We start from the raw sequence: 23,568 nt of genomic DNA on the forward strand, positions 1-23,568 counted from the left end.
CGCCATATCTGCGCATGACCGGGGCAAGCTGCATATGCAGGTTGTCTCTGACATAGAGACCCGCATCCTCAATGGTGAAATGCAGGTCGGTGAGCGGCTTCCCTCGGAAGCAGAGCTCGCCCGCAGTTTTGGCGTGGGTAGCAGGTCCGTACGCGAAGCTTTGCAGATCCTCGAAACCAAGGGGCTCGTGCGGCGTCGCCATGGTGAGCGCGCAGAAGTGGTACGTGATGACGTGGGACGTTTCATGGACGCCCTCGTGTCTTCAGTCGGCTCGCTGTTCGCCCGGGATATCTCCTATCTCGTTCAGGCCATGGATGTTCGCCGGATGATCGAACTGGAGGTGGCCGTACGGCTGGCTTCGGGGGAAGGGCAACTCAACGACGGTGTGACGATTGCGCTCGATGCCATGCGGAAATCCGTTCGCGAGAATGACTTTTCCCAGTTCACAGAGGCCGATGCATCGTTCCACCGCGCGCTGGTTCAGTCACTTGGCAATGAAATTCTGACCTCGCTGCATGGCAATCTTCACGCATTGATCGCCGACGTGATCCGTGTGGCGAGCCGCGTGCCGCGCAAGACCCTGGGAGATGGTCTGGGAGAACACGAGAACATTTACGACCTGATCGTGGCCGGCAATGCCGAAGGCGCCCGATTGGCGATGCGCGAGCATATCGACAACAGCTTGGCCTACCTTGAGCAGGCCATGATGAGATCTGGAAATCGGGAGGAGAATACCTGAATGACTGCTTATGACTACAGCACCGTGAACTGGGATGCGATCAAGCGTCTCTCGCGCTGGTACTCGGGCGATATTCACGACGTGATGGACAATCACGGCTTCTACGGATTTTTGGAGGGGATCTCCCTTTACGGAATGCTCAAGCCCGGCCAGGTCATCTGCGGTCCGGTTTCCACCGTTCGTTATGCGCCGAGCAGCCGCAAGGGCCAGCCGCAGGATGTCTACCATGGGGCAATCGATTCCGTCGTAAAGGGCGGCATCCTGCTGGTGGATTCGTCATGCGCCGAAGGTTCAGGCACCGGCGAACTTATGTCGACCGGCGCAAAGACGCGCGGTGCGGCCGCCACCATCGTGCACGGCACGGTTCGCGATCTGGCTGAGGTCAGAAAGCTTGATTACCCGCTCTTTGCCCGCGGCGTGAGCCCGGTCGGTGTTTCCGGACGCATGGAGCCGCAGGAAGCGCAGGTCGATCTCGACATCAAGGGCGTGAAAGTGCGCCCCGGCGATGTGATCTTTGCAGACATTTCAGGCGTTGTCGTCATTCCCCAGGAGCTTGTCGCAGTGATCGCGGATGATGCCGATCGCAATGGTGAGGGTGAGGCTCGGTGCCGCGAGCGAATCCTGTCGGGAGAAAAGCTGAGGGAGGTCTGGCCGCTCGGCTCAACCGGCCCAGTCTGACGTGTTCAAGGGTGGGGCGCTTGCGCCTCACCGTGTTCAACGGCCGCGTGGAGGCGGTTTAATCGGGAGGAGATTGGAATGTCATTTTTTAAGAAGGCCGCACTCGCCGCATGCGCCATTGTTGCGCTTTCCGGTCAGGCATTGGCGGAATATCCGGAACGGGCGATCACGCTCATCATTCCTTGGGCCGCCGGCGGCGGAACAGATGCAAGCGGGCGCATCATCGCGACCTTGCTGGAAGAAAAGCTCGGACAGCCGATCACCATCGTCAATCGCACGGGCGGAGGTGGTATCGTCGGACATCAGGAACTGAAAACCCAGACACCCGACGGCTATACGATCGGTGTCATCACCACCGAGCTTTCGATGTACAAATCCGTTGGCTCGTCCGATCTCACTTACACAGATTTTACGCCGATCGGCCTCTACAACGCGGATCCTTCGGCGATTTTCGTAAGGGCAGACTCGCCCTACAAGACAATCGACGACCTGATTGCAGCGATCAAAAAAGATCCCTCGGCCATCAAGGCAAGCGGGGCAAATTTTGGCGGGAACAACCACATTGCCTGGATCAGTCTTGTGCAGCTTCTGGGTGCGCCAGCGGACAAGGTATTCTGGGTACCGACTGACGGTGCGACCGTTTCGCTGCAGCTCCTGGCATCCAACGCCATCGGCGTCGCAATTTCGCAGTTTCCGGAAGCCAAAGCTCTCGTCGATGCCGGTGAAATAAGGCCCCTCGCCTATCTAGGAAACGAAAGAAATCCGAAGCAGCCTGATGTTCCTCCGATCAGCGAGGCAGCCGGTATCGAATTTGCAGTCTCGGGCTGGCGCGGTATCGGAGCGCCGAAGGGGTTGCCGGAAGATGTTCAGAAGAAACTGGCCTCAACGCTTGAGGAGGTCGTAACCAGCGACCAGTTCAAGACCTTCATGGATGGTCGTAATTTCGGCGTCATCTGGAAGGGTGGAGCGGATTTCGAAGCCTATCTGAAACAGCGCGACGAGGCTTTCGGCGCCGCGATCAAGACTGCCGGAATCAAGGCAAACTGATCTGTTGCCCCGGATGGCCCTTCACCGGGCCATTCACCCCTACCGCTTCAGGCACGGCTTCGTCGAATGTCAATCTGGCGTTCAATAACGGCAGACTGCGTTCTATCGGGGACCCCTGCGAATACCTCCGGGAGGAGAAACTCGCATGACGACGGTCAATCGACTCGACTTAGTAATATCCATCCTTTTCACGCTCGTCGGCGGCTATGTCCTGGCTGGCGCTCTGCAAATGAAAGCCATGCCCGGTATGGCTGTCGGACCGGGCCTGTTTCCGAGCGTAACCGGTGCCGCCATGCTGCTGCTTGGCCTCGTCATGCTTGTGCAAACGTGGCTGAAGCGCAACGTGCTCCCGCCACAGGAGCCTTTGTATGACGCATCGGTCAACGGTGATGACGAGCCGGAAACCCTGATCGATCGCCTTTACAATCCGCTGTTGCTGCTGGCGATCCTGGCCGTGATCTTATTCATGCCGGTGCTGGGCTTCCTCATCACGGGCACGATTTTTGTCGTCGCGATGGTGCTTCTTGGCGGCGGTTCCTGGCTACAGGCAATCATCTTCGGTCTGATTATGACAGGCCTGACCTACGCTCTTTTCGTCTACGGGTTGCGGGTTCCGGTACCAGCCGGATTGTGGGGTTAAGCCATGAATGCATTTGTCGAAGCGCTTTCTCTAGTCTTTAATCTAGAGACCCTTCTTGTCATCTTGGCCTCGGCCATATTCGGTCTTTTCGTCGGCGCCCTGCCGGGGCTGACGGCGACGATGGCAACGGCTCTGCTCGTGCCGCTGACTTTTTACATGGCGCCTATTCCCGCCATCGCTGCGATTATTGCCTCGACGGCAATGGCGATCACGGCCGGCGACTTGCCGGGAACGCTTCTGCGCATTCCAGGCACGCCGGCTTCCGCCGCCTATGTCGAGGATTCCTACCGCATGGCCCAGAAAGGCCAGGCAGGACTTGCCATCGGCATCGGGGTCATCGGATCCGTCCTCGGCGGCTTGTTCGGCTTCGTGTTCCTGATGTTCACGGCTCCGGCGCTCGCCAAGTTCGCGCTCGGCTTCTCCAGTTTCGAATATTTCTGGCTGGCGGTTCTCGGCTTGAGCTGTGCTGCGCTCATTTCGTCTGGCGGCGTTGCCAAAGGCGGATTATCCTTGCTGCTTGGCCTTCTCATCGCGCAGGTCGGCGTCGACCCGCTGACAGGCACGCCGCGCTTCACCTTCGGCGTCTCGGAATTGACCGGCGGCATCAGCTTCATCCCTGCGATGATCGGTATGTTTGCGCTTGCCGAAGTCATGCGGACAGGCCGGCGCTTCAGGTTGGGCGTGCCACAGGCCAATGTCCGAAATCCATTCAAGGGCGTGCTGGCCTGCCTGTGGAAGTATCGCAAGAACCAGATCCGTGGTTCAGTAATCGGCAGTCTCATTGGCGCTTTGCCGGGGGTTGGTGGCGACCTAGCCGCATGGGTCACCTATTCGCTGGCAAAGAAGACATCGAAGACGCCGGAACTGTTCGGCAAGGGGCATCCTGAGGGGCTCGTCGAAGCGGGAGCTACCAACAATGCCGCACTGAGTTCTTCCTGGATCCCGGCCATGGTGTTCGGCATTCCCGGTGATGCGGTGACTGCGATTGCCGTCGGTGTCTTGGTCATGAAGGGCATGGAGCCGGGGCCGCAGCTTCTGACCAGCAATCCGCAGAATTTCTACGCAGTGATGCTTGTCTTCGTCATTGCCAACATCCTCATGCTGCCGCTCGGTTATATCGCAGCGCGGTCAGCTCGACGGATATTCGAGGTACCGCGCGCACTTCTGAATGCGGCTATCCTGTTGTTCTGCATCGTTGGATCCTACTCGATCAATAACACGATGTTCGGTGTCACCATCATGCTCGCCCTCGGTGTCATCGCTTTCTTCCTTGAGAAATCTGGCTTTGCCATCGCGCCGATTATCCTCGGTATCGTTCTCGGTCCGCTGGTTGAGCAGAACTTCACGACATCGATGATCATCACCAATGGAAACGTCTTAGGCCTGTTCGAGCGTCCGATTTCCGCAGTTCTCGGTATCGCGACGATCGCCGTGTGGAGCCTGTTTATCTTCGGCTCCGTCAAAAAGACCTTTCGACCAAAAGAAATTGCCGGAGAAACACTATGACCAAGGAAATCATACTCGTTTGCAGTGGCGACCTGCGTGAAAGCGCAAACATCCAGTGCTGGGGCGCCCAGGCGGACATGGAAGCGCGTCTTGGCGCCGCCATCGCAAAACTCGGTGGTCGCGTCAAGCGTGGACATCAGGTAAAGCAGGATCTTGGCCACGGGTTCATCGCCACGCAGAAGGAAGGCATCGAGGTATTTGCCGGGATCGATGCGGATGCACCTCTGATCGTTGCCGAAGCGGTCTGGCAGTATTCCCAAAACGTGCTTGCGGGACTGATCGCTCACCGCGGTCCAATCCTCACGGTCGCCAACTGGTCCGGCACTTATCCGGGGCTGGTCGGTCTTTTGAACCTCAACGGCTCGCTGACAAAGGCGGGAGTTCGTTATTCGACGCTCTGGAGTGAAGACTTCGAGGATGCGTGGTTCACGGAGAAGCTGGCCGAGTGGTTGGAGACCGGCACGATCGCTAGCCATGATCTTTCGCATGTACGCCCCTTCGACCTTGCTGCCGTCCCGATGGAACTCCGCAATCTGGCCGAAAGCATTGCCGACGACCTCAGGAAAAAACGCTCGATCATGGGCATTTTCGATGAGGGATGCATGGGCATGTATAACGCCATTGTGCCTGACGAGCTGTTTTTCCCACTCGGTATCTTCAAGGAGCGCCTTTCTCAGTCGGCTTTGTATCACGCGGCGATCAATGTTTCCGAGGAGGACGCAAGGGCAGTCTACCAGTGGCTGCTCAATGCCGGCATGACCTTCCACCTCGGCACCGATGAGGCGCAACATCTCACTGAAGCTCAGGTACTCGGCCAATGCCGGATGTATATTGCAGCGGTGCGGATTGCCGACCAGTTCAGGTGCGAAACGATCGGCATCCAGTATCAACAGGGGTTGAAGGATCTTCTGCCGGCGTCCGATCTCGTCGAGGGGCTGCTTAACAACGACGACCGGCCTCCGGTGAAGGACGCGCATGGCAAGGTCATCCGCGATGGCCAAGCGGTCGTGCATTTCAACGAAGTGGACGAGTGCGCAGGTATCGACGCGCTGATGATCAATCGTCTGCACCGCGCGCTTGGTCAGCCGGTTGAAACGACACTGCACGATTTGCGCTGGGGAGATGCCGATCGCAGCGGTTCAACCGACGATTATGTCTGGGTATTCGAGATTTCCGGTGCAGCTCCTCCTGCTCACCACGAAGGCGGCTACAGGGGATCCGATTCCGTTCGCCAGCCGCCAATGTTCTTCGCCAAGGGCGGCGGCACGCTTCGCGGCGTGGCACGACCGGGAGAAATCGTCTGGTCGCGTGTTTTTGTCGAGGACGGGCGCCTGAAAATGGATATCGGGCGAGGCAAGGCCATCACACTGCCACAGGCCGAAACAGATCGCCGCTGGGATCTCACCAACCGCGAGTGGCCGATGATGCATGGGGTGCTTTACGGGGTTACACGTGACCAGATGATGGCTCGCCACAAGGCCAACCACGTGCAGGTCGTCTACGCCACCGACGCTGCGGCAGCGGACGAGGCGATGCTCTCGAAGGCCACGTTGGCACATCAACTGGGCATGGAGGTCGCGCTTTGCGGTCACCGGGCGGACGGCCGGCCATTCCAGACAGCCTGAACAAACGACGGCAAACTGATTGCGGAAGACGATGACAGATATATTCGTTGGAATAGACGTCGGAACGGGCAGCGCGCGTGCGGGACTTTTCAACACTGACGGCACGATGCTCGCAACCGCCAAGCGCGACATCACCCTATGGAAAGAGGGAAGCGATGTCGTGGAGCAGTCCTCGGACAATATTTGGACCGCAATCGGGGATGCCTTAAGGGAGGCAATGTCGCTTGCTGCAGTCGAGCCAAGTCAGGTCAAGGGTATCGGTTTCGACGCCACTTGCTCGATGGTTATTGTCAGCGCGGATGGAAAGCCTCTGCCTGCAAGCCCAGGCGGAGACCCGCAGCGGAATGTTATCGTCTGGATGGATCACCGCGCAGTCGAACAGGCGCGTCGGATCAACGAGATGGGACATTCGGTCCTCTCCTATGTGGGGGGCCGGATTTCGCCGGAGATGGAAGTTCCGAAACTTTTGTGGCTGAAGGAACACAACCGCAAGACCTATGACGCGGCGGCGCATTTCTTCGATCTGCCCGACTATCTGAGCTGGCGGGCGACCGGTAGCTTTGCTCGTTCGTTGTGTACCGTCGTCTGTAAATGGACCTATCTGGGTCATGAGCGGCGCTGGGACGAGGAGTTTTTTAGGCAGGCCGGACTCTCCGATCTTGCAGACGGTGATTTCGTCCGGATCGGCCAGGATATCGTCGACATTGCAACACCGATCGGCGGCGGGCTGACAGAACGGGCTGCGGCCGATCTTGGTCTGTTGCCTGGAACACCGGTCGGCGCATCCCTGATCGATGCACATGCCGGCGGCGTCGGCACGATCGCCGCCCGCCGCGTGGGTGGATCTCCCTCAGAGATCAGTGAGCGAATGGCGCTGATTCTAGGCACATCTTCGTGCACGATGACCGTCACCGATGAGCCCACTTTCGTGAAGGGCATCTGGGGACCGTATTCAGGAGCGATGCTGCCGGGAATATGGCTGAATGAAGGGGGGCAATCGGCGTTTGGAGCCGGGATCGATCACCTCGTTTCCATGCATCCTGCGGTATCGGCTGCACGAAAAGAAGCGGAAGCCGCATCCATGTCATTGCTTGGCTGGCTGGAGCAGCAGGCAATCCTAAAGGCTGGAGGGATCGAAGACGCGGCACTGCTGGCGCGTGATATCCATGTTGTGCCGGAATTTCTCGGCAATCGTGCACCGGATGCAGATCCGGAAGCTTCCGCCACTTTGTCCGGCCTTCGCCTCGATGCGTCGCTGGACAATCTCATCGATGTCTTCGTCGCGGGACTGTGTGGTCTTGCCTATGGCACGGCCGGTATCGTCGACGCATTGACCGCGGAAGATGTTCCTATCAAGACGATGGTCGTTTCCGGAGGCGCAGCAAAAAGCCCGCTTCTGAGACGCTTGCTCGCCGATGCGACCGGCCTGACCGTCGCCATCCCATCATCGCCGGAGCCGGTTTTACTCGGCGCAGCCGTCATCGCCGCCTCTGCATCACGACAAATGCCATTGATCGAGACGGCATCATCCATGAGCGCTATTGCCAGCGAGGTGCAGCCTCAGACGAACAGAATTGCCGAGTTCCACCACCTCAAGCGCCAGATATACGGCGAACTGAAGCGGGTGGATCGGAACGCTCGTGATCTTATGGAGCGTTTCAGGCCGAAACAATGAATTGCCGCGTGATGAACCAAACATCCATGACGCGCGCTTCGATGGCTGCGGCCGCCTTCTCTCAGTCCTGTAGATCGATCACGCAACGATTTTCGCAGTAGAAACCAAAACTTCCGCAGCTCATCTGGCTGAACCTGGACTATCCGGCAACTAACTGAGCCGCAAAACAGCCCGGCTGGCAGTACACAAAACAGCCGGCCAAGTGGTCGGCTAGCCTGAAAACATCGACCGGCTTCTCATGCAGGAGAGCCTCGGCGCCGACATCGGAATTGTCGGCGCGGATGCTGGATTAGACCTATGTTACCCGACCCTCGATAACAAGCTTCGAGAGAGACTGCGAAACTTTCGGCGTCGTGCAAAGCGGATGCCGCTTGATAGCAACGGAAAGCGCGTTCTCCTTGGCTGCGCGGGCGACAGAAGAATTCAATCGACACGGAGATTGCCGAGCGCTTCCATAACACTGCCCCTGAGTTGCAAGCGGGAGTGTCGGCTATTCTGAAGATTGGGGAAAGGGTCAGGAACCAGATGATGCGATGCCCTTGAGGGGTGCAGCAACGATATAATATCAAACGGCCCGCTGCCATGACCAATATCGCTGAGGAAACTGGAGCAAACCCTTATTGCCGCGCACTCTGCCGAATGAAGATCACGCCTGCAAACCCAACCTATCTATGCCAAATAGAAGTCCAATCATTTCTCTTGAAAATGTGCCTCTTTTGGTCGGTGGCCCAGCTTGTGATATCTCTCGGCCAGCGGTACGTCAGCGATACACGGCGAGCAATCTGATCGCTCAATGATAAGGAATATTCAAGTGAGCAGCCCAACTGTCAAAGAAATCTATGTGGCTCTAAGATCTGCTGCAGAAGGCTCGCGCGATCTGGATATCGCCATAGCGGAACTTCTTGGTTGGGAGCGTTCCGCCGCTTTTATCACTGACATATCCACTGGGGCAGCTCGAACCACTCCTCAATGGATCCCACCGGGAGCAGATGAACCTGGCAAGGTTCCCCATTACACATCCAATTTGGATGATGCTCATAAACTGGCTGTAGACGTTGCGAGTGGCGACATTGTCGCAATGAGCTGGGAAAATGGCGAGGCGACTGCGACCATCGGTAACATCCGTAGATTTTCTTCTGCGCCTACTCCAGCTTTGGCTCTGTGCGTTGCAGCCGTGATTACCATTGCAGCGGCGGAAACCAAATGAGTCTGTAATACTTTTTCTAGACGAACTTGCCGTCCCGAGTGCGGCCTGCACATTGCTCGATTAGGTCATTCAGCTCGGGACAACGAACTCTCTTCATTTCGCTTACGAACTCATCTCTCGTTTGAGTGATGGTCGCGCTCAGATCGTTATCCGCCGATGCATCGCTTGCAAGCTTGTCCGCCAACGCCACTATGCGGTCATGACTAGTCAACTCGGTGACGAAAGGAATGACCGAGCCGTGGAACGATACATCAATTGGCCTAAGAAGTACGTTCGTTAACGCATGCAGCCTGGAGGCTTCCACCGCATCCATATGCGATTTTCCGCCAAATATTACCACCGCTTGAACTGGAGACGAGCCGATGATCTCGACCAAGTCGCCGTATGTCATGAAGTTTATCCGGTGCGCTTCGTTTTTATCGACAAGCTTCATATTGTTTACGTAGCTAGGCAAAGGCCGGAGATTGTCATTGAATGGATAGAGTTGGACCTGCGGGCTAAATGCGATGGCAGTGATCCTGCAAACTGCTCTGTACCGAGAGGTAAGTGAAGCCCAAAGGAGGGCGCCAGTACCACCTTTGCTCGATCCAAGAAAAACTACTTCCTCGTAGCCAGACTGCTGGATGAAGGACCAGAGAAGTTTGCACTGCCGGCCAGGATTATGGGTGTAATAATGAAGCTTTCTATCGGCGATGTAGAGGACATCATTTGCAAAGCCGTATTTCCGCAACATGAACTTGGAATTGGGCGAGAATACAATCGTAAGCGACTTGCTGCCATTAACCATAAAATCTGTGGCATAAATAGCATGCAAGGATGACTTAAGCAGATTGTACGCTTCAGTGCGGATATTTATCAGGTCGTCAGTCGGGGGACAGTTACGCGGTTCAGAAGCCATTGAAAATCTCTTTCGGAACAGAAGACTCGACGGGGAGTCGAGAGCAACCAAATCAAGGTCCTCCAAAGTTGACATTTGACTGCCCTGTTGAAAAAGACAATCCCGAATTGAATGTTGAACCTCTCGGACAAGTCAACTAATAGTCCTTTTGCCTCGATAGGAAGCACCATGAATGACGAAACCATCCAAGCATTGCTGGACGCGCCTGAGGGATCAAGAACGTTAGACGGTCAGTTAGCGAGTGCTCTAGGCTGGCGCCGAAAACTTGAGCGGTATGTGGAGCCGAAGACTGGGGACGCCAGGAATCGTAACTCTTGGATTAAGCCAGGCGAAGATATCCCCATCGTTTGCCCACGCCTTACGTCCAGCTTTAACGCTGCCTACAGGTTGGCAACAGATCTTTTTCCAGGGTCAGCCTTTGCATGCGTATGGGAGGACGGTAAAGCTAGAGTGTCGATTGATGGCGAAGAAGCCGTCTCTTATGCCGCCACCCCCGCTTTGGCCTTATGTGCAGCCGTTCTTAGAGCTCTTAGATAAATCCATCGTGGCTCGTAATTGAAGTTTGGAAGATATGGACAACCTAGACCGCTTTCAGAAAGACAGAATTGAGCCATTGCGACCGGCCGCGATCGGGTCACCTCAAGAGAAGTCTGTTTTTGTTGTTACTCAGATAAATCATGTCGAGCGTGTGCATCAGCTAGCCGATCAGCTTGGCCTGACAAACGTCGAAGTTGTGATCGTGTTCACTAAGAAGAACATGGCCATGCCGATGCGCACTCAGGCAGCTATTGATGAATCCAGAGGATGGAAGGTTAGGCTCCACGAAATCCACCAGGACGCCAACAAATTATCCCTTAGGGCGGCTGAGCGTTCATATAACGGTTACGTCAAGCTCCTTGAGGATGTTTCTCCATCGCGGCTTCTGGTGTGCTCCTATGAACGCCATTACGCCTTGCTTCTTCAAGTGGCAGCAGAGCGCGGCATCCCCACTACGTATTTTGAGGAAGGTACCAGCGTTTACAAGAGCAGGATCGAAGGATACGAGACATTTCGGGACCCGGACTGGAAGCACTCCATTAACGACATCTACAAGTCCGTCTGGTCGCAGCAGCCCGTTTTTCGATATATACTCAACCCGATATACGTCGCCTTAAAGCAGATTTACGACCTACCGAGCCTACTCTACAAGACTGGGGAAAAAGTTTATAGGTCGTCTGCTTGGCAGAGACGACTGCTGCGAAAGCGATACCCAGCTTTCTTAGCCAGCTGGACAACATTCGATGAATTTTATGGCGCCGACCCGAGCCTGGTTAAGGACCACTTCACATGGAGAGCCGCTGGTCGGTTCCTTCCGACTTTTGTTGACAGAACAAAAATTGCTAACGCTAGGGCGGCGATCAACACCTACGAAATAGACCATAATACCGCGATTTTCTGCTCTCAGCCTATGAGTATCTCGCCAGCGCTGATTGGGCCGATCATTCTGCAAATCCTGAACGGAATAACCATTCGTTACGGCTATCGTATCGGAATAAAACTCCACCCGAGAGAAGGAGTTGAGGCTGCAAAGCTATACACCAAAATGATCAATGATTTCGGGATTACAAACATTTTCATTTTGCCCGATGGCTTACCTGCCGCGGAATATCTCGCATTGTATAGCGATAGCCCTGCAGTGATCTCGATGTCGTCGTCTGTTCTTGTGTACGCTCCTATCCATAAGCCAAAATTGAAGGCTATTTCGATTGGAGACGCGCTGTTGAAAGAGCTGGATAGGGCGAAGATCAGAAACCAGCAAACTAAGCAGTTGAAAGACTACATTCGCATTCTAGATGTTATCCCGCACGTAAGGCAGTACGATCCTGGAGAGATTAATCCCTTAAAATGAGGAAACCATAATACGTCAGAGGAGCTCTCTGGCGCTTCATGTGGCTGGGTAAGAGGTTCATCGGTAACTAGCTTTTAGTTCCCGTGGGCAGAATTCAGTCGGCTGCATTAATATGGCATCATTTTTTCAACGTAGTTTCGAGAGTATCCAATCGCCAATTTTGGAAAGACGGAACAGGTAATTCTGAACGAAGATTGGCGCCTCCGGACGACTTGCCGTTTCTGCTGGAGAAAATAGCAAAGGAAGAGACGACTTGTTGAAAGGTGCCATATGCTTTCTTGCGGCTGACGTCGACATGTCGGAACATGGCTCTCTTATTTCTTGCGCGAGTTCTGCTTGCGTCCGTTGAAGGCCTAAGCTGCGATAGAACGCTTGAGCGCTGAAGCGTGTATTCACGTCACCTTCCACGACGATACTATAGGACGGTATACCTAAGGCCGCAGCCTCTAAGATAGCCGTGGAAGAGACGCTGAAGCTTAAATGAATATCCGCTTGGATATCTGTCCAGTTGCCGGAAAAAGAAGCCACATTTTGGGGCGTCCTTCCTGCTATGAGAGCCTCTATCGACACGTCTCCCGCTAGAGAATGATATGACATCTCCCCGGAGTTCGCTCTGCCAACAACCAAGAAAATCTTTTCGGGGAACTCTGCTGCTAACGTTAGGATGCTATCCGCTAAACGAACGCGTGCTTCATATTCCTGAGGAACTACGTTTTGGTCGAAGAACACCACATACGGCCGGTCACGCGCGCGCTTATAAACAGGTGCCGCTCGAAGCCGTGGCGATCCAAAAAGAATGCATTGAGCAGTTCTAAAGGGCAGAAGCGACAGGAAAGCTCTGGACTTCTTCATCAGCGTCGGATCAGTAAACAACAGCCTGTCTACGAAGCAACGTAATATCACGCCTTCCATCATTAGGCGAAACTGCAATCCCGGAAATCCGGTCGCTATGATGGGTGTCTGAGAGTTTTTTTTCTGGTGGTGCAGAGCTTTGCAAATTCGAAAGACCGCTCGCCCGGTTAAGCCCAGAAACAAATAATCAGCTGACGAAGCGGAAATGTAGTCAAGAAGCTTGTCCGACCTTAGACGAGTGATAACGCCCGGAGGAATGGTGATGCCCCATTTTTCGCGTTGACGCTCCGTGAGACCTGTCGACTCTTGTACGTCCGACACCTCTAAAACCGAAACCGCTACGCCTTTGAGGGTGAGGTACTCATAGAGTATCTGGCAAAACCCGACGTAGGAATCGGCGGCATATACCAAGACTGCCTTCGTCGGGCCAATCTTGACCTCTTCATCACTTGTTTTGGAACGGTGGTGTGCGTTTTGCAACTTGAAACCAACTCAATAGGGGCAACTTTATCCAACAGGTCTGTCGACCAATCTAACATAAAGGCAGAACCTGGGTCCGTTCCGATTGGAAGAGTATCCTTGCTGACTACCAATTGGGTCGTCTGTTCGGATGCTAACCGAGGTGGCACCGCAAGACGTACCTTCACTCAATCATTGAAGTGTTTTTGGAGAGGTGCATTCCAAAAAAACGGGGTATTCAGAACTTCCACAAATGATGTTGCGGCCGTGCCTCGGCCAAAACCCTCGTCTCGTGGCATTCGGGTTCCCCAAACCCTATTCAGGCAGCCCGTTATCTGTTCAGCGTCTAGTGCGTCCACGTTGCAAATTGACCGAGCTTCCGACCGGTTCGTTTGACGCGTTCCAATGTTCAAGCTCGGCACACCAAGGAAAGGCGCTTCTCTCACGCCAGCGCTGCTATTTCCTACCATCACGTTCGAATTTTTCATAAGTTCGGAAAAATAGGAAAAACGCATGCTAGGAAGATGGCGAAACCTTGCTCGATCCAACTTCTCTATTTCAGCGAATATCTCTTCGCTTCCCGGATCGTTGTTGGGAGAAATGACAACGAAATTTCGCCCGCTCTGGGACAAAGTTGCAAACAGGCTGCGCGCTTGGTCGCCGATAGTGTTGCGTTCAGATGTCACTGGATGGAAAGCTACTATGCCATAATTAGCAAACGGTATTTCATAACGCTGAAGAACTTCCTCAATAGAAACGCCGGAAGAGGATGCATGGAAATCGAGCTCCGGCGAGCCAATATTGAAAATGTACTCAGAATCTTCACCCAACGCTTTGACACGTGATCCTGCGGCCTCAGAACTCACAAAATGATAGGTTGAAAGCTTGGAGTTGCAATGGCGATAGACCTCGTCAATCGTACCCGATACTTCACCGCCTTCGATATGAGCACAACGGACGTAGTTAGTCGCGCACACAAGAGAAACGGCCAGCGCTTCGATTCGATCGCCGTGCACAACGACCAAGTCTGGTTTGTGCTCGTAAATCCAGTCCGAAAATCCCAGTACGGTTTTAGAGAGAACCATATCTTGGGAATCCCCGATGCGCTGATTGATGAATTCATGCACATCAACGCCGGAGAGCCGCTTCACCTCATGTTTAGTCGCACCATACTTTTCAAGCATGTGCATCCCAGTTACGAAAAAAGAAACGTTATAGCCGGCATCCCGCGTCGCTTTCGCGAGCGGCTCGAGCTTTCCGAAATCTGCTCGAGTTCCGGTTACAAAGAGAATTTTTCGCATCATGTTTGGGACGCTCATTCAAAATCATCCCACCGAAGCTGCTCATTACGGTTGCGTGCTTTTCTTATTCGCTTTCCGATCAGCTCATCGAGCTGATAACCAGGAATTTCACCATTTCCAGGCCTGCGAGCCCATACATCATACTCACCGATCACATCACCAGGGGTTAGATCTCTTTCCGCAACAACAGAGCTGCGCGCAAAGCGATATACCGGCTCTTCTGCAGCTGATCGAGTTTTCTCGTTATTCAGAGCGATGTGAACCTCTCGGGACCTGTCGATAAGATACCGCAGCTCCGCTGGATCCATCGAGCAGGATATATCTGGACCTTTGCGATAGCGCGTATCTGTGAAGTGGCGCTCTAAGATGCAGGCGCCTAGCGCAACGGATGCGAGTGCCATGTCAGGACCAATGCTGTGGTCAGAAAAACCTACAATGGCATTGGGAAAAGCCTCCTGGAGATCACGGACGCCTCGAAGGGAAACAATTTCTGGCGGGGATGGATAAAGGTTTGTGCACTCAAGGAGGGCATATTCAATCCCGGCACCATCGAGGACGTCTACCGACTTCTTAATGGAGGCGATAGTTTGCATCCCGGTGCTCATAATCACTGGTTTACCGAAGGATGCAATGTGGCGAATGAGTGGAATATTATCGCACTCTCCGCTGCCGATTTTGAAAGCTGGAACGTCGATGCTAGCCAGGAAATCCGCAGCTTTCCGCGAGAATGGCGTTGAGATATATATGAGACCAAGGCTCTCCGCATACGCCTTAAGCTGAACTTCATCATCCAGAGAAAGCGCGCACTGCTCCATGACATGCCAGATTGATATGTCCGCATTAGGCGGAAATATCAATTTCGCTTCCTCGGTCATTTCGTCATCGACGATATGGGTCTGATGCTTGACGATTTCACAGCCGCTTTTAGCTGCAGCAAGAACCATTTCTTTGGCCACGGCGAGGCTTCCACCGTGATTGATGCCAATTTCTGCAATAACCAACGGTGGTGACTGCGGGCCGATTTCGCGATTTCCGATTCTCATTTAAAGTCGTCTCCTTGCAACGCCATTTGGCATCGCTCAAAATCTTCTAGGGTATCGATATCCAATGATTCTGCTTGTGTCATCAACACAGGCCCAATCGCGTCAGAATTAAAACCCTCGTCAAAAACGAACTGTTTTGAGTTGAACACATATAGTGCTCCGTTTGGCCGAAACACTGCAGGCAACGATTGGCGATTTGCAAAGCAGAACCTTGGCTCAGACAGCGGAATGAATTTATTGCTTTCCACTGTTCCCCATTTGAGCACGGAGGACGGCGCTTCGCACACGCTCATAACGAGCGTCCATTCGGCTGAAAGAAACTTTTCGATTCCTTCTGAAACATGCCGTGGCCTCCGAAGCGGAGATGTTGGCTGTAAGAGCACGATAGTGCTGGCGCCAATCTGTTGATGCTTGAAGACATCAAGCAACACATCTTTCATCGGAACGTTGTCACCCGCCAGCGATTCAGGACGTCGCAGCACAGAAACTTGTGCAGGAAGCTTGTGGTCAAATATCTCATCGATATCAGTTGAAATGATTACTTTGGATATTCCTGCTTCTAGTGCCGCATCAACGCTGTGGCGATAAAGCGGCTTACCCGCAAGATTCATGGTATTCTTACCAGGAAGTCCTTTTGAACCTCTTCGCGCAGGTACGATCGCGACGACATCTGAATGCATATGGTGTTTTCCCATCACAATATGAAAGCGATGTAGCCGAGGGTTGCGCAAATTGAAACACTGATTTTTCGCACTGCACTGCACCGAGTGCATCTACGGGCTATCTCACACAAAATGTTTTCTCTCCACTCCTTAGCTGCCACGGCTCGCCGGGCGCTTAGCAACATTTCCAATTGATTATGTCTTGCCTTCGTCTAGGAGGTGCATCTAGCTGAATTGCAGAAAGGCTTTTTTACATGTGCGGAATTGTTGGTATCGTCGGTCGAGAGCCGGTGGCTGCGCGTCTGGTGGATGCGCTGCGCAGGCTCGAATATCGCGGTTATGATTCCGCCGGTGTCGCCACGATCCACGAGGGTAAACTCGATCGCCGCCGCGCCGAAGGCAAGCTGTTCAATCTCGAATCGAAACTCGCCGGCGAGCTGCTGCCGGGCACGATCGGTATCGCACACACCCGCTGGGCGACCCATGGCGTGCCGAACGAGGAAAATGCGCATCCGCATTTCGTCGAAGGCGTCGCCGTCGTCCATAACGGCATCATCGAGAACTTTTCCGAGCTGAAGGACGAGCTGATCGTAGACGGCGCCGTCTTCACCAGCCAGACGGACACGGAAGTCGTCGCCCATCTCTTGGCCAAATACACCCGCGAAGGCCTGGGCCACCGCGAGGCGATGCTGGCCATGCTGAACCGCGTTTCCGGTGCCTATGCGCTTGTCGTGATGTTTCAGGATGATCCGGGCACGATTCTTTCTGCCCGTTTCGGACCGCCGCTTGCGATCGGCCACGGCAAGGGCGAGATGTTCTTAGGCTCCGACGCCATCGCGCTGTCGCCGTTCACTAACGAGATCACCTATCTGGTCGATGGCGACTGCGCCATCATCACCCATGACCGTCTCGAGGTGATGGATTACCAGGGCCGCCCGGTCACGCGCAAAAGCCAGATTTCCCAGGCCACTGCCTTCATGGTCGACAAGGGCAATCACCGCCACTTTATGGAGAAGGAAATCTACGAGCAGCCGGAGATCATTTCTCACGCGCTCGGTCACTATGTCGATTTCGCCAGCCACACGGTGAAGGCGACCGACAAGGCGATCGATTTCTCAAAACTTTCGGGCCTTGCGATCTCCGCCTGCGGCACCGCCTATCTCGCCGGTCTCGTCGGCAAATACTGGTTTGAGCGTTATGCCCGCTTGCCGGTCGAAATCGATGTGGCTTCCGAATTCCGCTACCGCGAACTGCCGCTGTCGCCGACGCAGGCGGCATTGTTCATCTCGCAGTCCGGCGAAACCGCCGATACGCTCGCCTCGCTGCGCTATTCGAAGGATGAAGGGCTGAAGATCGGCGCGATCGTCAATGTCCGCGAATCGACGATTGCGCGGGAATCCGACGCGATCTTCCCGATTCTCGCAGGGCCTGAGATCGGCGTTGCCTCGACCAAGGCGTTTACCTGCCAGCTGGCTGTTCTGGCCTCGCTGTCGATTGCAGCCGGTCGTGCGCGCGGCACTGTTTCCGAGGCTGACGAGAAGGCGATGGTCAAGCATCTGGCCGAAATGCCGCGGATCATGAGCCGCGTGCTGAACGAGATCCAGCCGCAGATCGAAGCCCTGTCGCGCGATCTGTCCCGTTTCAAGGACGTGCTCTATCTCGGCCGCGGCACCAGCTATCCGCTCGCCATGGAAGGCGCGCTGAAGCTCAAGGAAATTTCCTACATCCACGCCGAAGGCTATGCGGCTGGCGAGTTGAAGCATGGGCCGATCGCTCTCATCGATGAAAACATGCCGGTGATCGTGATTGCCCCGCATGACCGGTTCTTCGAAAAGACCGTGTCGAATATGCAGGAAGTGGCGGCCCGCGGCGGCAAGATCATCTTCATCACGGATGAGAAGGGGGCAGCCGCTTCCAAGCTCGAAACCTTGGCGACGATCACCCTGCCGAATGTCGATGAGATCATCGCGCCGATGATCTTCTCGCTGCCGATCCAGTTGCTTGCCTATCACACGGCTGCGATACTCGGTGCGGACGTCGATCAGCCTAGAAATCTGGCGAAGTCAGTTACCGTTGAGTAAGTCACGCGAGCCAGAATCACATCAACCGTCCTGCAGGCAATACCGCTCCCACTCCAGCATCATAGCCCTTCGCTGCTCCAACAATCCCTCCGATGATACGTTGCCTCCACCGCATTCTTGATCGTATGCGCTAGCGCCCGTTCCGCAATATCGCGGAATATCCGCTCTTGGATGCTGATGCCTAGTCGTGAAAACTGGAGCGGAAGCCGTGAGCGGTGGCGAGGCGGCCGGGGTGTCGCTCAGGATCTTCTTGTCGCGCAGGTACTTGGTCAGCACCATGTCGGTCATTGGCTTGCGTGAGCGCGATGGGAGAACCAGTCCTCCGCAGGTCTCCGACTTGTCGAGCTGCCTTTCCAGGATATCGAATGCCGTTGGGCCGAGCGGAGCGCGATGTAGGACATTGCCCTTAATGCGGGCGGCGGGAATGGTCCAAAGCCAGCCGCCGAACGGCCCACCGGATGTCTTCAAATGACAGGGGAGACCTTTCAAAGTGGCACGTGCCGTCATTAAGGGTCCCTGAGGCGTACCCCAACACCTCCGCCATTGGCAGCGATAAACTCTACGCCAGCTCCTTCTAGGGCACTCTTTATCCTGGCTAGGGTGGGTTCACGAAGCTGTTCGCCCTTTTCTAGGCGGGTGATGGTCTGCTGAGATACCTTGGCTGCTTTCGAGAGTTCACGAACGCCCCAACCAACGGCCGTACGCGCAAGTTTGCACTGCAAGCCGTTCATATCATCACACTGCACTGATTTTTGTTGCGCATCGGGTTCTGAGCTTGTACCTTTAATTCGACCAACCGGCTGTGAAGGGTGTTGCAACCACCTCTCACAGCCTGACCAAACCCTAGCTGTCTGGAGCTCGGATCATGGCTGATTCTGAGAATAGCAGAACTTTGCCTGCAATCACGTGCAGAAACCCTTTACAAACAACAGAGTGGTTTCTGGCCAAGAATGTCGTGGATCACGAACGCCGGATCCCCGGCATGCGCAACGTTGTTCTCATAAGGTGGAATGCCTGGTCGCTTGCTTTCCGGGATCTCGACAAAAGAAGCCTTGAGCAACAGGACCTGGAGACCAAGCTGTTTACCATGGTCCCCGGTGCAAGAGTAGAGATCCAGCTTCCCGATTACGGTGGAGTGGCCGTCGTACCCTCCATCTATGAGATCCAAGGGAAGCCTAGCGGCGGAAATTTCTTAGATGTGCGAGCCAATGCGGCTGGCGAACGTCTGATAAAGCGGCAGCGGCGAGATTCGGCGGACGTTTTGGTCGCGTATAACCGTGCCGAGCGACCGGGAAGCGAAGGGTCGATTGCTGAGGGGCGATTGGCCGCCGAGCTGTCGGAAGCGCCGGCTATGTTGACGGCAGCCGCTTCTGCGAAACTGCGTTGTATTCTCAAGCGCGGAGCGCCGCGATCTCATAGCAATGAGTTTCTTTGGCCGCAGCTGAGTGCGATGCTGGTCAATCTCCTCGGTATGAACGGCGTGTTCTCCCTGCCCGGTCGTGATCGCTGACTTAGGTCGACCATCAGAGCTCGAGGACCGATTTGGCCGGCACTCTTTGCATTCACATCAGTTTTCTCCAATCAGAGGTTGATCGACGACCTGTAAAAATTAGACGAGCTTTCCGCATTTGATGCTCATCGCCACGCACAATGCGCAGTGCGCCACCGCCGAGCATGCAATTCATAATTGAGAATTCCTGACCTGCGACGCCATCAGCGCGTGTCGCGGCAAGGATGGCGTGCGCGTCGAGATAAATCCTCTTCGCGTCGAAGGACTGCTGAATAAATCAAAAAACGAAGGGAACTAAGTAATGCAATTTATGCGAAAATTCCGCCAGCCTCTGCTCGCGCTGGCACTCGCGACCGTGCTCTCCCCCGGTCTTGCCGCAACAACGGTGATGGCGGATGAATTGCGTATCGGGACACAGCTAAAGCTGATGACGCTCGATCCGCATTATGCCGATCTCAACGAAAACAACGCGCTTCTCGCCCATATATATGAGCGCCTGGTCAGGCAGGACGAGCATCTCTCTCCGCAGCCTGCTCTCGCCGTATCCTGGAAGCGGCTGGCCCCAACGCAATGGGAATTCAAGCTGCGCGAGGGCGTGAAGTTCCATGATGGTTCTCCCTTCACCGCCCAGGATGTCATTTACTCGATCGAGCGAGTCCGCGACTTTTTGAAGCCCCCGAGTGGCGGCTTCCAGTCCTACACCAAGCCGATCAAGTCTGTGACCGCTCCCGACCCGATGATCATCGTCATCGAAACTGATGGAGAAGCCCCTACCCTTCCTCTTCAGATGACAACGCTGTTCATCCTGCCGCACAAGACTAGTGGTTTCGCGACTTCCGAGGAACTGAATTCGGGCGCGAAGCCGAACGGCACCGGTCCCTACAAATTCGCGGGCTGGCAGTCCGGCGAGCGGCTGACACTTGCCAGCAATCCCGATTATTGGGGCGGGGCGCCGGCATGGTCCGATGTCACGTTCCGGGTCATTGAAAACCCGGCTGCCCGGGTCGCGGCGCTTACAACGGGTGATGTCGATCTGGCCGATTACATCCCTGCCCGCGATGTCGAAAATCTCAAGCAGCGCAACATCAAGATCGAGAGCACCAGCGCATCGCGTTCGAATTTCCTGCAATTCGATATCGCGAGCGAAACGCATCCGGGCATCACCGACAAGTCCGGCAAAACAATCGCCAATCCCTTCCGCGACAGCCGCGTTCGTCAGGCTTTGACGATGGCGACCGATCGTCCATTCATAACCGAAAAGATCCTCTCGGGTTACGGCACGGCTGCTTCCCAGATATTCCCACCGGGCCTTTCAGGAACGTCGGACAAGCTCAAGGTCACGCCGCCGGACTATGACGGAGCGAAGGCCCTTCTTGCTGAAGCAGGCTATCCGGAAGGCTTTAACGTCGTGCTGGCAGGGCCTGGCGGCCGCTATCCAGGCGACGCGGAATCGCTTCAGTCCGTTGCCCAGAACTGGGCTCGTATCGGCGTCACGGTACAGCCTGTCGTTTCGCCATTCTCCGTTTTCATGACCAAGCGCTCAAGTGGCGAGTATCCTCTTTGGTATGGCGGCTGCTCTGGAGAAGCTGTCACCCTTTGCCTCGATGGCGTCCTCGCATCCCAAAACGAAGCGCTGGGCACCGGGTCGCTGAATTACGGTCGTTATGAAAACAAGACCTTCGACCAGATGCTGATCAAAGCCAAGGCGATGGAGGACGGACCTGGCCGCAGCGAGGCCCTCGCCAGCGCGACGGAATTCGTCATGGCCGACTATCCCACTATTCCGCTCTATCACTTCCATCTGATCGTCGGGCATAGCCAGAAGGTTGGTTCCTATACCGTCCACCCGCGTGGCTGGACAATGGCCATGCAGGCCGCCCCGCCGACCGAGTGAGGGCGACACCATGGTATCAGCAATCATTGGAAGGCTTTCACAAGCCTTCCTCCTCCTCCTCGTCATGTCCGTAATCGGCTTCATCGGCATTCACAGCGTCGGCAACCCGGTTTTCAATCTTGTCAACGCCGAAGCCGCTACTCCTGAGGATATCAGGAGAGCGACCGTGGCTCTCGGTTTGGATCAACCGGTCTGGCATCAGTATTTCCGGTTCATCGGCAATGTTTTGACCGGGAATTTCGGGACCTCCTACATTTATCACCTGCCGGCATTCCAGCTGGTGATGGGCAAGCTCCCCGCAACCCTCGAGCTCGCAATCGTTGCGATGATGATCGCTGCTCCGACAGGGGTGCTGCTGGGCCTGCTTGCAGGCCGCCGGAAGGACAAGCCGGTGGATTGGGCGATCCTTCGGTTAAGCGTCATCGCACTCAGCATACCGTCCTTCTGGCTGAGCATGATGCTCATCCTGATCGGCGCTATCCTGACGGGCTGGTTCCCGTCAGGCGGCCGAGGACCAACAGGGACGCTCCTTGGAACCGAATGGAGTTTCCTGACCCTCGATGGGCTTAGGCAGCTGACGCTTCCGGCGCTGGCACTTGCACTTCCCAACATCGCACTCATCGCAAGGCTGACCCGATCCGGAACGATTGAGGTCGAAACCCAGGACTTCACACGGTTTTGCCAGGCGAAAGGTCTCTCGCCCCGCCGCATCCTGTTCAGGCATACGCTACCGAATATCAGCATTCCGATCGTCACGATCATCGGCATGCAGTTCGGTGGAATGCTGGCCTTTGCAGTGGTGGTGGAGTCGATCTTCAACTGGCCAGGCGTCGGAAAACTGCTGATCGATTCGATCCAGCTTCTCGACCGACCGGTGGTCATGGCGACCCTTACCTTCATCTCCATCGCCTTCGTCGCCCTCAACGCACTCGTGGACCTGTTTTACGTCGTTCTCGATCCGCGAACACGCCACAGCGCCTGAAAGGGATCCCTATGAAAACAGATACAATGCGCACATTCTGGAAGCGCCCCGGCCGATCTCGCGTCAGCCTGCCGCTGCTGATATTGATGGCCTACGTCGTGCTGGCAGTCGCGGGATCTCTGATCGCTCCCCAAAATCCCTATGACCCGTTGCAGATATATGCCTGGGAGTCCTCGTCTTCTCCGGGAACCGCCGGCAGCGGTGGTTACACGTACCTGCTCGGAACCGACGGACTGGGCCGCGACATATTCAGCACCGTCCTTTACGGATTGCGGATAAGCCTCTTCGTTGCCTTCACCAGTACGGCACTCGCAGCGTTCATCGGCGTGACTGCCGGAGTGACAGCAGCCTATGCGGGCAAGTTGGGCGACGCCTTGATCATGCGGATCGTCGATCTGCAGCTCAGCCTGCCGACCATCCTTGTTGCCCTCATCGCCATCGTGACGCTCGGGCCGGGTATCGACCGCATCATCTTGGCGCTCGTGATCGTCCAATGGGCTACCTACGCTCGCGTGACACGCGGCGTGGCGATGAGCGAGGCGAGCAAGTCATACCTGGATGCGGCGCATCTCCTGCGCCTGCCGGCCCGGCGTATCATCTTTCGCCATCTTCTTCCGAACAGTATTGCGCCCGCGATCACCCTCGTCCCGATCGAGCTCGGTCATGCCGTAGCGCTGGAAGCGACGCTTTCGTTTCTCGGACTCGGTGTGCCGATCGACAAGCCGTCTCTCGGCTCCGCCGTCGCCAACGGGTTTCAGTATCTGCTTACAGGACAATACTGGATCAGCCTCTTTCCCGGTCTGGCTCTGTTCGGCCTCATCGCAAGCATAAATTTCGTCGGCGAGGATGTGCGCCGGCGGCTCGATCCACGGAGCCGTTAA

General features: G+C 55.4%; 21 protein-coding genes. 14 read left to right on the plus strand and 7 right to left on the minus strand.

Annotation, left to right across the window (positions count from 1 at the left end; translation table 11 throughout):
* Positions 1–34 precede the first annotated feature (34 nt).
* The 8 genes from JNB91_RS15940 (at position 35) to JNB91_RS15975 (ending at position 9,117) form a co-directional block, all read left to right on the plus strand.
* Positions 35–739 carry a FadR/GntR family transcriptional regulator gene (locus JNB91_RS15940; RefSeq protein WP_223218212.1) on the plus strand — a complete coding sequence of 235 codons (705 nt, stop codon included), beginning with the start codon at positions 35–37 and terminating at the stop codon, positions 737–739.
* Positions 740–1,417 (plus strand): RraA family protein, encoded by a 678-nt coding sequence (locus JNB91_RS15945; RefSeq protein ID WP_220326504.1) that lies wholly within the window; start codon positions 740–742, stop codon positions 1,415–1,417.
* Positions 1,418–1,495: 78 nt separating this feature from the next.
* A complete protein-coding gene (locus JNB91_RS15950; protein ID WP_220326505.1) occupies positions 1,496–2,464 on the plus strand; it encodes a tripartite tricarboxylate transporter substrate binding protein in 969 nt (322 codons plus the stop codon).
* Positions 2,465–2,609: 145 nt separating this feature from the next.
* A complete protein-coding gene (locus JNB91_RS15955) occupies positions 2,610–3,104 on the plus strand; it encodes a tripartite tricarboxylate transporter TctB family protein (RefSeq protein WP_220326506.1) in 495 nt (164 codons plus the stop codon).
* 3 nt (positions 3,105–3,107) lie between these two features.
* On the plus strand, positions 3,108–4,610 hold the full coding sequence (locus JNB91_RS15960; RefSeq protein ID WP_220326507.1) for a tripartite tricarboxylate transporter permease: 1,503 nt from the start codon (positions 3,108–3,110) through the stop codon (positions 4,608–4,610).
* On the plus strand, positions 4,607–6,235 hold the full coding sequence (locus JNB91_RS15965) for a fucose isomerase (protein ID WP_220326508.1): 1,629 nt from the start codon (positions 4,607–4,609) through the stop codon (positions 6,233–6,235). The genes JNB91_RS15960 and JNB91_RS15965 overlap by 4 nt, the downstream gene beginning before the upstream one ends.
* A 31-nt stretch (positions 6,236–6,266) precedes the next feature.
* Positions 6,267–7,910, plus strand: coding sequence for an FGGY-family carbohydrate kinase (locus JNB91_RS15970; protein ID WP_220326509.1), 1,644 nt, complete (start codon positions 6,267–6,269; stop codon positions 7,908–7,910).
* Between the two features lie 811 nt (positions 7,911–8,721).
* The gene (locus JNB91_RS15975; protein ID WP_220326510.1) at positions 8,722–9,117 is read left to right on the plus strand and encodes a hypothetical protein; all 396 of its coding nucleotides are present in this window, start codon (positions 8,722–8,724) and stop codon (positions 9,115–9,117) included.
* A gap of 16 nt (positions 9,118–9,133) precedes the next feature.
* Here the strand turns inward: JNB91_RS15975 and JNB91_RS15980 are convergent, their stop codons facing one another.
* The gene (locus JNB91_RS15980; protein ID WP_220326511.1) at positions 9,134–10,015 is read right to left on the minus strand and encodes a hypothetical protein; all 882 of its coding nucleotides are present in this window, start codon (positions 10,013–10,015) and stop codon (positions 9,134–9,136) included.
* 571 nt (positions 10,016–10,586) lie between these two features.
* Here JNB91_RS15980 and JNB91_RS15985 point away from each other — a divergent pair.
* On the plus strand, positions 10,587–11,903 hold the full coding sequence (locus JNB91_RS15985; RefSeq protein WP_220326512.1) for an alpha-2,8-polysialyltransferase family protein: 1,317 nt from the start codon (positions 10,587–10,589) through the stop codon (positions 11,901–11,903).
* Between the two features lie 126 nt (positions 11,904–12,029).
* Here JNB91_RS15985 and JNB91_RS15990 read toward each other — a convergent pair whose 3' ends face one another.
* The 4 genes from JNB91_RS15990 to JNB91_RS16005 form a co-directional block, all read right to left on the minus strand.
* On the minus strand, positions 12,030–13,235 hold the full coding sequence (locus JNB91_RS15990; RefSeq protein WP_220326513.1) for a DUF6716 putative glycosyltransferase: 1,206 nt from the start codon (positions 13,233–13,235) through the stop codon (positions 12,030–12,032).
* A 167-nt stretch (positions 13,236–13,402) separates the two neighbouring features.
* Positions 13,403–14,533: a UDP-N-acetylglucosamine 2-epimerase gene (gene neuC, locus JNB91_RS15995; RefSeq protein WP_223218204.1), complete on the minus strand. Its 1,131-nt coding sequence runs from the start codon at positions 14,531–14,533 to the stop codon at positions 13,403–13,405.
* Complete coding sequence (locus tag JNB91_RS16000; protein ID WP_220326514.1) at positions 14,530–15,558, minus strand: N-acetylneuraminate synthase family protein; 1,029 nt, start codon at positions 15,556–15,558, stop codon at positions 14,530–14,532. The genes neuC and JNB91_RS16000 overlap by 4 nt, the downstream gene beginning before the upstream one ends.
* Positions 15,555–16,238, minus strand: coding sequence for an acylneuraminate cytidylyltransferase family protein (locus JNB91_RS16005; RefSeq protein WP_220326515.1), 684 nt, complete (start codon positions 16,236–16,238; stop codon positions 15,555–15,557). Before JNB91_RS16005 ends, JNB91_RS16000 begins: the two co-directional genes overlap by 4 nt.
* Before the next feature lie 236 nt (positions 16,239–16,474).
* Here JNB91_RS16005 and glmS point away from each other — a divergent pair, with 236 nt between their 5' ends.
* The gene (glmS, locus tag JNB91_RS16010) at positions 16,475–18,301 is read left to right on the plus strand and encodes a glutamine--fructose-6-phosphate transaminase (isomerizing) (RefSeq protein WP_220326516.1); all 1,827 of its coding nucleotides are present in this window, start codon (positions 16,475–16,477) and stop codon (positions 18,299–18,301) included.
* Positions 18,302–18,322: 21 nt separating this feature from the next.
* Here the strand turns inward: glmS and JNB91_RS16015 are convergent, their stop codons facing one another.
* Positions 18,323–18,769 carry a site-specific integrase gene (locus JNB91_RS16015; RefSeq protein WP_220326517.1) on the minus strand — a complete coding sequence of 149 codons (447 nt, stop codon included), beginning with the start codon at positions 18,767–18,769 and terminating at the stop codon, positions 18,323–18,325.
* Positions 18,770–18,807: 38 nt separating this feature from the next.
* A complete protein-coding gene (locus JNB91_RS16020) occupies positions 18,808–19,032 on the minus strand; it encodes a helix-turn-helix domain-containing protein (protein ID WP_220326518.1) in 225 nt (74 codons plus the stop codon).
* Between the two features lie 134 nt (positions 19,033–19,166).
* On the opposite strand from JNB91_RS16020, the gene JNB91_RS16025 reads away from it, so the two are divergent.
* The 4 genes from JNB91_RS16025 (at position 19,167) to JNB91_RS16040 (ending at position 23,568) form a co-directional block, all read left to right on the plus strand.
* The gene (locus JNB91_RS16025) at positions 19,167–19,811 is read left to right on the plus strand and encodes a hypothetical protein (protein ID WP_220326519.1); all 645 of its coding nucleotides are present in this window, start codon (positions 19,167–19,169) and stop codon (positions 19,809–19,811) included.
* A 301-nt stretch (positions 19,812–20,112) separates the two neighbouring features.
* Positions 20,113–21,705, plus strand: coding sequence for an ABC transporter substrate-binding protein (locus JNB91_RS16030; protein ID WP_220326520.1), 1,593 nt, complete (start codon positions 20,113–20,115; stop codon positions 21,703–21,705).
* A gap of 10 nt (positions 21,706–21,715) precedes the next feature.
* Positions 21,716–22,687: an ABC transporter permease gene (locus JNB91_RS16035; RefSeq protein ID WP_220326521.1), complete on the plus strand. Its 972-nt coding sequence runs from the start codon at positions 21,716–21,718 to the stop codon at positions 22,685–22,687.
* A 26-nt stretch (positions 22,688–22,713) separates the two neighbouring features.
* A complete protein-coding gene (locus JNB91_RS16040) occupies positions 22,714–23,568 on the plus strand; it encodes an ABC transporter permease (RefSeq protein WP_223218205.1) in 855 nt (284 codons plus the stop codon).

The sequence above is a fragment of the Aliirhizobium wenxiniae genome (genome assembly GCF_019511445.1).
Classification (GTDB): domain Bacteria; phylum Pseudomonadota; class Alphaproteobacteria; order Rhizobiales; family Rhizobiaceae; genus Neorhizobium; species Neorhizobium wenxiniae_A.

What these genes read in the sequence shown, in the direction of transcription:
- JNB91_RS15940 (WP_223218212.1), top strand. Translation starts at nt 35, where the DNA reads ATGCAGGTTGTCTCTGACATAGAGACCCGCATCCTCAATGGTGAAATG.
- JNB91_RS15945 (WP_220326504.1), top strand. Translation starts at nt 740, where the DNA reads ATGACTGCTTATGACTACAGCACCGTGAACTGGGATGCGATCAAGCGT.
- JNB91_RS15950 (WP_220326505.1), top strand. Translation starts at nt 1,496, where the DNA reads ATGTCATTTTTTAAGAAGGCCGCACTCGCCGCATGCGCCATTGTTGCG.
- JNB91_RS15955 (WP_220326506.1), top strand. Translation starts at nt 2,610, where the DNA reads ATGACGACGGTCAATCGACTCGACTTAGTAATATCCATCCTTTTCACG.
- JNB91_RS15960 (WP_220326507.1), top strand. Translation starts at nt 3,108, where the DNA reads ATGAATGCATTTGTCGAAGCGCTTTCTCTAGTCTTTAATCTAGAGACC.
- JNB91_RS15965 (WP_220326508.1), top strand. Translation starts at nt 4,607, where the DNA reads ATGACCAAGGAAATCATACTCGTTTGCAGTGGCGACCTGCGTGAAAGC.
- JNB91_RS15970 (WP_220326509.1), top strand. Translation starts at nt 6,267, where the DNA reads ATGACAGATATATTCGTTGGAATAGACGTCGGAACGGGCAGCGCGCGT.
- JNB91_RS15980 (WP_220326511.1), bottom strand. Translation starts at nt 10,015, where the DNA reads ATGGCTTCTGAACCGCGTAACTGTCCCCCGACTGACGACCTGATAAAT.
- JNB91_RS15985 (WP_220326512.1), top strand. Translation starts at nt 10,587, where the DNA reads ATGGACAACCTAGACCGCTTTCAGAAAGACAGAATTGAGCCATTGCGA.
- neuC (WP_223218204.1), bottom strand. Translation starts at nt 14,533, where the DNA reads ATGAGCGTCCCAAACATGATGCGAAAAATTCTCTTTGTAACCGGAACT.
- JNB91_RS16000 (WP_220326514.1), bottom strand. Translation starts at nt 15,558, where the DNA reads ATGAGAATCGGAAATCGCGAAATCGGCCCGCAGTCACCACCGTTGGTT.
- JNB91_RS16005 (WP_220326515.1), bottom strand. Translation starts at nt 16,238, where the DNA reads ATGCATTCAGATGTCGTCGCGATCGTACCTGCGCGAAGAGGTTCAAAA.
- glmS (WP_220326516.1), top strand. Translation starts at nt 16,475, where the DNA reads ATGTGCGGAATTGTTGGTATCGTCGGTCGAGAGCCGGTGGCTGCGCGT.
- JNB91_RS16020 (WP_220326518.1), bottom strand. Translation starts at nt 19,032, where the DNA reads ATGAACGGCTTGCAGTGCAAACTTGCGCGTACGGCCGTTGGTTGGGGC.
- JNB91_RS16025 (WP_220326519.1), top strand. Translation starts at nt 19,167, where the DNA reads ATGGCTGATTCTGAGAATAGCAGAACTTTGCCTGCAATCACGTGCAGA.
- JNB91_RS16030 (WP_220326520.1), top strand. Translation starts at nt 20,113, where the DNA reads ATGCAATTTATGCGAAAATTCCGCCAGCCTCTGCTCGCGCTGGCACTC.
- JNB91_RS16035 (WP_220326521.1), top strand. Translation starts at nt 21,716, where the DNA reads ATGGTATCAGCAATCATTGGAAGGCTTTCACAAGCCTTCCTCCTCCTC.
- JNB91_RS16040 (WP_223218205.1), top strand. Translation starts at nt 22,714, where the DNA reads ATGCGCACATTCTGGAAGCGCCCCGGCCGATCTCGCGTCAGCCTGCCG.